Annotated in this window: 7 protein-coding genes and 4 pseudogenes; 8 read left to right on the forward strand and 3 right to left on the reverse strand. The window is 36.2% G+C overall.

The genetic code is table 11. The features are described from left to right. The first annotated feature begins 10 nt into the window (after positions 1 to 10). From BN52_RS07205 to BN52_RS09930, 8 genes and pseudogenes are all read left to right on the forward strand, one after another. Positions 11 to 241, forward strand: a complete 231-nt coding sequence (locus tag BN52_RS07205; protein WP_008473782.1) for a heavy-metal-associated domain-containing protein — start codon at positions 11 to 13, stop codon at positions 239 to 241. Continuing rightward, complete coding sequence (locus tag BN52_RS07210) at positions 241 to 786, forward strand: hypothetical protein (RefSeq protein WP_008473783.1); 546 nt, start codon at positions 241 to 243, stop codon at positions 784 to 786. Before BN52_RS07205 ends, BN52_RS07210 begins: the two co-directional genes overlap by 1 nt. Before the next feature lie 19 nt (positions 787 to 805). Next, complete coding sequence (locus tag BN52_RS07215; RefSeq protein WP_008473784.1) at positions 806 to 1441, forward strand: Crp/Fnr family transcriptional regulator; 636 nt, start codon at positions 806 to 808, stop codon at positions 1439 to 1441. A gap of 81 nt (positions 1442 to 1522) precedes the next feature. Next, complete coding sequence (locus BN52_RS07220) at positions 1523 to 2110, forward strand: uracil-DNA glycosylase family protein (RefSeq protein ID WP_008473785.1); 588 nt, start codon at positions 1523 to 1525, stop codon at positions 2108 to 2110. Between the two features lie 114 nt (positions 2111 to 2224). Further along, positions 2225 to 2870: pseudogene (locus BN52_RS07225) on the forward strand (IS607 family transposase). Continuing rightward, positions 2824 to 4386 (forward strand): RNA-guided endonuclease TnpB family protein, encoded by a 1563-nt coding sequence (locus BN52_RS07230; RefSeq protein WP_040473476.1) that lies wholly within the window; start codon positions 2824 to 2826, stop codon positions 4384 to 4386. Before BN52_RS07225 ends, BN52_RS07230 begins: the two are co-directional and overlap by 47 nt. 485 nt (positions 4387 to 4871) lie before the next feature. Beyond that, complete coding sequence (locus tag BN52_RS09630) at positions 4872 to 5435, forward strand: aspartate/glutamate racemase family protein (RefSeq protein WP_008473789.1); 564 nt, start codon at positions 4872 to 4874, stop codon at positions 5433 to 5435. Positions 5436 to 5542: 107 nt separating this feature from the next. Beyond that, positions 5543 to 5820, forward strand: a pseudogene (locus BN52_RS09930) (IS30 family transposase); the annotation flags it as partial. Positions 5821 to 6286: 466 nt separating this feature from the next. Here BN52_RS09930 and BN52_RS07250 read toward each other — a convergent pair. The 3 genes and pseudogenes from BN52_RS07250 to BN52_RS07260 all read right to left on the reverse strand — a co-directional run. Continuing rightward, positions 6287 to 6591, reverse strand: a pseudogene (locus BN52_RS07250) (DUF5960 family protein). A gap of 4 nt (positions 6592 to 6595) precedes the next feature. Then, positions 6596 to 6940 carry a hypothetical protein gene (locus BN52_RS10135; protein ID WP_008473795.1) on the reverse strand — a complete coding sequence of 115 codons (345 nt, stop codon included), beginning with the start codon at positions 6938 to 6940 and terminating at the stop codon, positions 6596 to 6598. Beyond that, positions 6937 to 7227: pseudogene (locus BN52_RS07260) on the reverse strand (Y-family DNA polymerase); the annotation flags it as partial. The gene BN52_RS10135 and the pseudogene BN52_RS07260, both read right to left, overlap by 4 nt. Between the last annotated feature and the right edge of the window lie 75 nt (positions 7228 to 7302).

The following is a 7302-nucleotide window of genomic DNA, read 5'->3' on the forward strand; positions in this document are numbered from 1 at the left end:
GAATTTAATCATGGAAAAAATAATGATGAAATTATCTGGCATGACCTGTCCTTCATGCTTAAGCAAAATTGAAAGGGCGGTTGGTAGTTTGGATGGAACCGACCAAATAAAAGTTTTATTCAATGCAGGAAAGCTAAAATTTATGCTGGATCCTGATAAGACTAAAACTGTTGATGTCAAGACAGCTATTGAAAAAATGGGTTATGAAGTACAAGAAATTAAGGAAAAGGAGCTTAACTGATGAATGCAGAAGAAAAATACCAGGCGGAATTGAAGCAAAGCGACCTTGATCACCATCAGCCAACTGCAGCTGCCATGACTGGTCACATTATTTCTAACTTGTTAATCCATTCTTTAAAGATTAACCAGGCTAACTTATTTGCTAAAGGATCCGCTAGTCTTTTTTTAGCTGAAAAAGCTGCTGGTTGGATTGCTTATGAACTTCAGGAACTTGACCAATTGAATCACTTATTGGTTAATAATGGTGAAAGTATTCCAACAATTACAGCTCAATTTAAGGAATATACTATGCTAGAAGAAGATGGCAGTAGTAAATATTTAGCAGGTGATAAGCAACTGTTTGCCTTGGTAAAAGATTTTGATACGCAAACGCTCTTCATTACTAAGGCAATTACTTTAGCTAACAATGAAAGTTGGCTAGAATTATCTGCTAATTTAACTAATTTAATTGCTTGGATTAAGGAGCAAATTCGGGTAACTCAAGACTTCTTAGGTCATGAACTAAAAGAAGGATTGTATGTCGAAGATGACGATGATGACTTTTAATTAAAGGACGATGAATTTAATGGCTAATTTATGTATTAACTTAGTACCACTATTTAATGCTTTACGTCAGGATGAGAAGATGCAAATCGAAAAATTAGTTCAGCATAAAAACTATCAAAAGGGTGAAGTGATAATTGATCCAACGATAAATGATAATTTAGTAATTGTTGCTGATGGTAACGCTAAGCAGTACACCTTAGGTGAAGACGGCCATGAGAATGTTTTGCAAATCTTGCATACAGGTGATTATATTGGTGAGGATTGGCTTTTTGGTCAAAAAAATATCAATAATTACGTCGAGGCTACAGAACACAGTGAAATTTGTTTATTAAAACGGCGGGATTTACTGAAGTTGATGCATAAGCAGCCAGAATTAAGTATTCGATTATTAGAACTAAATATTGTTAAAGTTTCGAAAATGCAAAAACAAATTCACTTGTTGGCTTTGCCGAAGGTTGAAGACCGGTTATTAAAGTATTTACAAACATATGCAGATGAAATTGGTAAAAATAATTTTACCTTACCCTTAAAAATGAAGGACTTAGCCTTATACCTTGGAACAACACCTGAGACCCTGTCTCGTAAATTTGCTTTATTAGAAAAGCAAGGTCAACTGAAACGTCAATTACGTCAAATTGAATTGTTTGAAAATTAGTTTAATTATGCAATTATTGCTTAGTTGATAATATACACGTTATATCAGTTTAGAAAATAAGAGAAAGGCGGGTCATATTATATGCAAAGCGAATTTCAAAAAATTTTTCAAGAAATTCAAGCAGATCCTGATAATGAATCTTTTACAAAGCAAGGGATCAAGCCACTTTACTATGCTTCTTCATCTGCCAGAATAAATATCATTGGTCAAGCACCAGGACGAATTGCCCAAGAAAAAATGAAATTCTGGGATGATCCTAGTGGTGATCGTCTTCGGACCTGGTTAGGGGTTTCGAGAGACGTTTTCTATAATTCTGGAATGATTGCAATTTTACCAATGGATTTTTATTATCCCGGGAAAGGCAAGTCTGGTGATCTCCCACCGCGTAAAGGATTTGCTCAAAATTGGCATCCACAGCTATTGGAATTAATGCCTGATATTCAGTTAACCATTTTAGTGGGCGCTTATGCGACGAGAAGCTACCTTCACCTAGGATATAAAGATCGGTTGACTGATATTGTCAGGAATTATCAGCAATACTTGCCAGACTATTTTCCAATCGTTCATCCGTCACCACGAAATAAAATTTGGGAGGCAAAAAATCCATGGTTCGAGGAGCAGGTAATTCCAGACCTGCAAAGAAGAATTCAAATAATTCTAAATAATTAGGGGCTAACAGCAGCTTAATAAATGATTTATTTCTTGTAATCATATCTAATTATACTTGCTTATTAATAATTATAATTGTATAATCTCCTTAAAGAAACTTAAGGAGATTTTTTTATGGCAGATAAAGCATTACCGCAATATTTAACAATCAGTCAAGCAGCCCAATACTTGAATACTACGCCTAATACTCTGAGAGTATGGGAACGCGAAGGCAAAATCAAACCCAGCAGAACTGCTGGAAACCAAAGACGCTATACCCAAGAAATGCTGGATGCCACTTTAGGAAAAAAAAAAGCCTGCATCAAGCAATCCGGCCAAGCTGATTATTGGCTATTGCCGTGTTTCTTCTAGTCACCAAAAAGAAGACTTAAAGCGACAGGAAGCTGTCGTAACCAACTTTTGCGAAATGCAGGGCAAGCCTTTTAAAATCATTTCTGACATTGGCTCTGGCCTGAATTATGACAAGAAGGGCTTGAAAGAACTGATTCATTTGATATGCTCGCAACAGTGCAGTCAAGTAGTAGTTAATTATCAAGATCGCTTAGTAAGATTCGGCTTTGAGTTAATCAAAGATATTTGCCAAGAACATGGCGTTGAACTGACTGTCATTAACCAAACTAAAGCGGAAAGCTCCAATCAAGAATTAGTCAAGGATGTGCTTTCAATCATCACCGTTTATTCTGCTAAGCTTTATGGAAAGAGAAGCCATCACAATGAAAAGATCATCAAAACCAATCAAGAGCTATTCAAAGACAATTAGAGCTTATTCAATTAAGCTTGATGAAGATGCTTTTCAAGAACTGGATCAGCTCTTTATTAGCTATGGCAAATGTCGCAACATGTTTCTAAACCAATACTGTGGAATCAACCACATGCTTGATGTCAAACAGTATTTCAATTTGCGGAATGAATTAGTTAAATCTAGCCAGGGCAATGCCTATGCAGAAAAGTATCATTTCCTGCAAAAACATTGGAAATACGCTTTGCGCGATGCCTGTGCAAATATCAATGCAATGTTGAGCAATCTAGCCAATCAGATTCGTAAAGCAGTCCAAGCTAATGAATTGGTTGATGAAGATGAGCAACACCTGATCTACTACCTGCTTTCAATGAGAGAATTGTGGTATTACGCTTTAACCGCTGACCAAGCTGTCTTAGCCCAGCTAAAGCCAGCATATCGAAAGCACTTGTCAGAATTAGAGCAAAGCGTGACTGCTAAGCAGCGAAAGCACGCTTATTCTTACCTAAGACGACTAACCAGACGCTATAAGTACGTGCCTAGAAAGCATACCAACTTAAACCGTTCAATGGCTTATGATGAAAACATGTACCGCTTTCAAGGAGAAGAGTTAAAGCAAGTCGCAATTTCTTCAGGAGTTTCTCGTCAACAGTTTGCTTTTAGCTTAACCAGTCCTTGGCATTATCGTTTAAAAGGCGATCTGCAAATTATTTTAGACCGTGATAAGAAACGAATTGAAATTCATAAAGTAATTCAAGCTAGACAAAAGAAAAAGTATCAAGGCAAACAGAAACTTGGCATTGATAAAGGCTTGGCTACCCTAGTTTCATGCAGCAGCGGCCAGGAGTATGGCAAAGGCTTGAGCCAGTTGACAGGTCCACAGATCGAAAAAGAAAGTCGGTATTTAGCTCAGCGCAATCCATATTACGGCAGAAGATACCAGCTTAAGAAGCAAATAGAAAAGCTAAATCATGTTCAAACAAGGACAGCTATTATCAAACGCAATCAGCTAAGTGTAGAATTGAAACAGATTGAAAGCAATAATCTTGGTCATAAGCGCAAAGACAGGCGTCATGAAGCTTTAAGAGCCTGCCGTGAAAGCTTTATCAATCATGCCATTAAGGAAATGATCGAGCATGAAGCTCCTAGCTTGATTGTTAAAGAAGATTTGACTTTTACCAAGGATAAAGCCACCAAAAAAGGCAATAAATATGAACGCAAGGCTAGAAGAAATCTGTCCTCATGGACTAAAGGAACGCTAAACACACGTTTAGAGTATTATTGCCAGCAATATAGCATTGATTTAAAAGACGTTAATCCTGCCTATACTTCGCAATATTGCCCTAATTGCGGACGGCATTTTGAATTTAGATTTGGCAAGCATAATGAAAAGACCATCTGTCCTAATTGCGGTGAAATGAACTGCAATATCGCAGCATCTAGAAATATTTTGGCTAGAGCCAATGATAAAGAGATTGCTCTTTATACGCCATATGACAAAGTAAAAGCAATTCTCGATCAGAGAATTGTCAGTTAATTAAAAAATTATTATAAGTAAATTATTATAAGTCGACTGCCACAAAGCGAGGGTCGGAATGGCTTTCCTTTCATCAGCGCTAAGCTGAGGACATGTCGCAGCGGATTTTAAATCCATTCTTAGAGCTAGGGGAAAGTTCCTAGGCTAAAGAAAAACCATAATCGAAGCACATTCAATGTGGGGTAGATCCAAGCCAGTCAGGCCAATAGAGATATTAACCGAGCTGAGTTCAACCGTACCCACAGAGCTTAAGGCTTAAAAAAATCGCACTAGCAAAAAGCTAGAGCGAGTAGACATGATTGAAATTGATTGTATAATTGGCTTTAATTATGTTTTATAATTCGGATGATCCAGATGTAGAAACTAGGCATTATCGGTGGTATAGGCCCAGAAGCAACAATGAATTATTATTCGGCAATCATTAAGCGGTATCAGGAGCGGATCGGGACTGATAAATCACTATCGAATCCATTAATATATATCACATGTTCCGTCTACTTGATGCTCAACAGTATGATAAAGTCGCCGGTTATGTAGGAGCTGCGGCCAATAATTTATTGAAAGCCGGGTGTGACTTTGGATTGATATGTGGCAATACGCCTTATCTATTATTTGATCAGATTCAAGCGCGCACTGATTTGCCATTGTTAAGCATTGTCGAGATAGCGGTAGCGGCTGCCCAGCAGTTGCACCTTCAACGATTAGCTTTACTAGGCACCAAATTTACAATGCAAAATGACTTTTTCATCAAGCCATTTCGAGAGGCCGGAATTGAAGTTTGCCGTCCCAGTGAAAATGATCAATCCATAATTCATCAAAAAATTGTAGATGAACTCGAAAACGGGATTGTTAAGAAAGAGACTAAGCAGCAGTTAATGACAATTATCAATAAGATGGTTCAAAAAGATCACCTTGATGGTGCAGTCTTGGGATGTACCGAATTGCCGTTAATCTTAGGGCAGGAAGATTTCAAGAACATTCAAGTGTTTGATATTGCTCAGGTTCAAATCAAGGCTGCTGTGGATCAACTTCTAAAAGAGCTAAAATAACTGGGGGTCGTATATCCTGAATATTTACAACTTGACTTTAACCACTTCACTATCTTTGAACGTGAACTTCATGTAACGTTGAAAGATGGTGATTTTTTCGATTAGGCGGCGGACAAGTTGCGGATTTATCAATGTTAGAGGATATATCCAAGACACTAGATTATTATGCACATCCATATACTTGGTGTGATAAAGGTACAGTAGAAAGGCATAATAGGCTTATTCGTAGATTTATTTCCAAAGGAGAAAGCATAACAGACTATAGCCTGCAGGAAATCATGGATATTGAGACATGGTGCAACTCATTGCCAAGAAAGATATTGGCATACATACGCCAGATGAAATATTTGAAAAGGAAATAGATCGTATCTATCAAGCAGTGTAAGTGTTCAATTTATTATTACAATTTACGAATTTAATTGATTGGTTATTAAATCCAAATTGATGTAATAAAGAAGACTCATCTTACCATTGAAGAAGGTGGAAATATTTTATTTCTTATGAATTACGCAGAAATAGTCGCCCTGAAGAAAAAGAACGACTATTTTTTAAGTTAATTAATAAAATATATGGTTACTAAAGCAACAAGTATTATCACTGCCAGTATTACCAAAATGCTATTGATAATAAATCTCGTTCTTTTTGAAATAGAATTGCTCATTTCAAAGGAATAAGCTAAATATCCAGCGATGTAGATTGGTATAATTTTCCAAATAGGTATTGCTTTAGCAAAGACAATATTCAAAAAATAATTGATCACTACTAAGACAATAAGACTTATTAGAAAACTAAGTTTTTTTATCATTTTGTTCATTTTCTCTATGTTCGGTTAATCTGTTGTCTACTTACAGCTATCGCTTTTTTTGTGGTGGAACTATTGATGTACGTTGATAGATATATTTACGAATCAACCGATTTTGTGGATCTGTCTCAACTTTAAAAATGTAATAGTGGTCTTGATGATCAACTGCATTTTCCTTATTTAATCTAAAATAATGCACATTGATTCTGCCATTTCCAGTAGGATATCATCAGTTAAAAAAGTTAGCGGAGTTTTCAAGGCAGAAAAGCGATAAAAATCCGACTCAAATTTCTTATAACTGTCGCTAAAATAATCTAACTGCAATCGATTTTCTAATTTTTCTCGATAGTTCATTTTACTACACTTCCAAAATAGTCAAAATATCCTGAAAATTAATTTTTTGATAGCCATTACTGGTTTTAAGCCATAGGTTATGTTGATCCAAAATACCAATTTTACCTGTGTAATGGTGGAGTCGATCCTTTTTTTCGATTAGTATTTTGATCTCAAGATCGTTGGTATAGGCTTGATTAATTCTGAGGAACATCTCTTCATTAGACATGCGATTAGGAAAATAATAATGCTTACTATTTTTCTTAATGGCGGTTGAATGTTCAGATAGAAAGAAGCCCATCCATTTAGCCATTTTTCGATCTTGATATTTGCGAGCTGATTTAAAGGGAAGATATGATCGATCAATCATTTTAGTCCATCCAATCCGCCAGCTCCACCTGCTGCATGGCCACCGATCAATTTACTGCGAGCAATATTACGTGAGCCTTTCAATAATACCGAGCCTTTTTGTATGGCTAGAAAACCGAATTTTTCTCTTAAATGATCAATAGCCGATTCCAAATTCTTCTCTTTTGCTTCTTTAATTGGATCATTGAAAAGTGAGAGTAGGGCAAAGTCGTCTTCGATTAAGCCCCCATAATTAACTCCAATTTGTCGAACTGCACCACCTACATATTTTTTTTTGAATAACAATAGAGTTACTGCGAAACATCTGCTATAATCTTAAATTATGAAATACGAAACAGCTAAAAATTTAAACAATACCAGATT

Source organism: Lactobacillus gigeriorum DSM 23908 = CRBIP 24.85, assembly GCF_000296855.1.
Classification (GTDB): domain Bacteria; phylum Bacillota; class Bacilli; order Lactobacillales; family Lactobacillaceae; genus Lactobacillus; species Lactobacillus gigeriorum.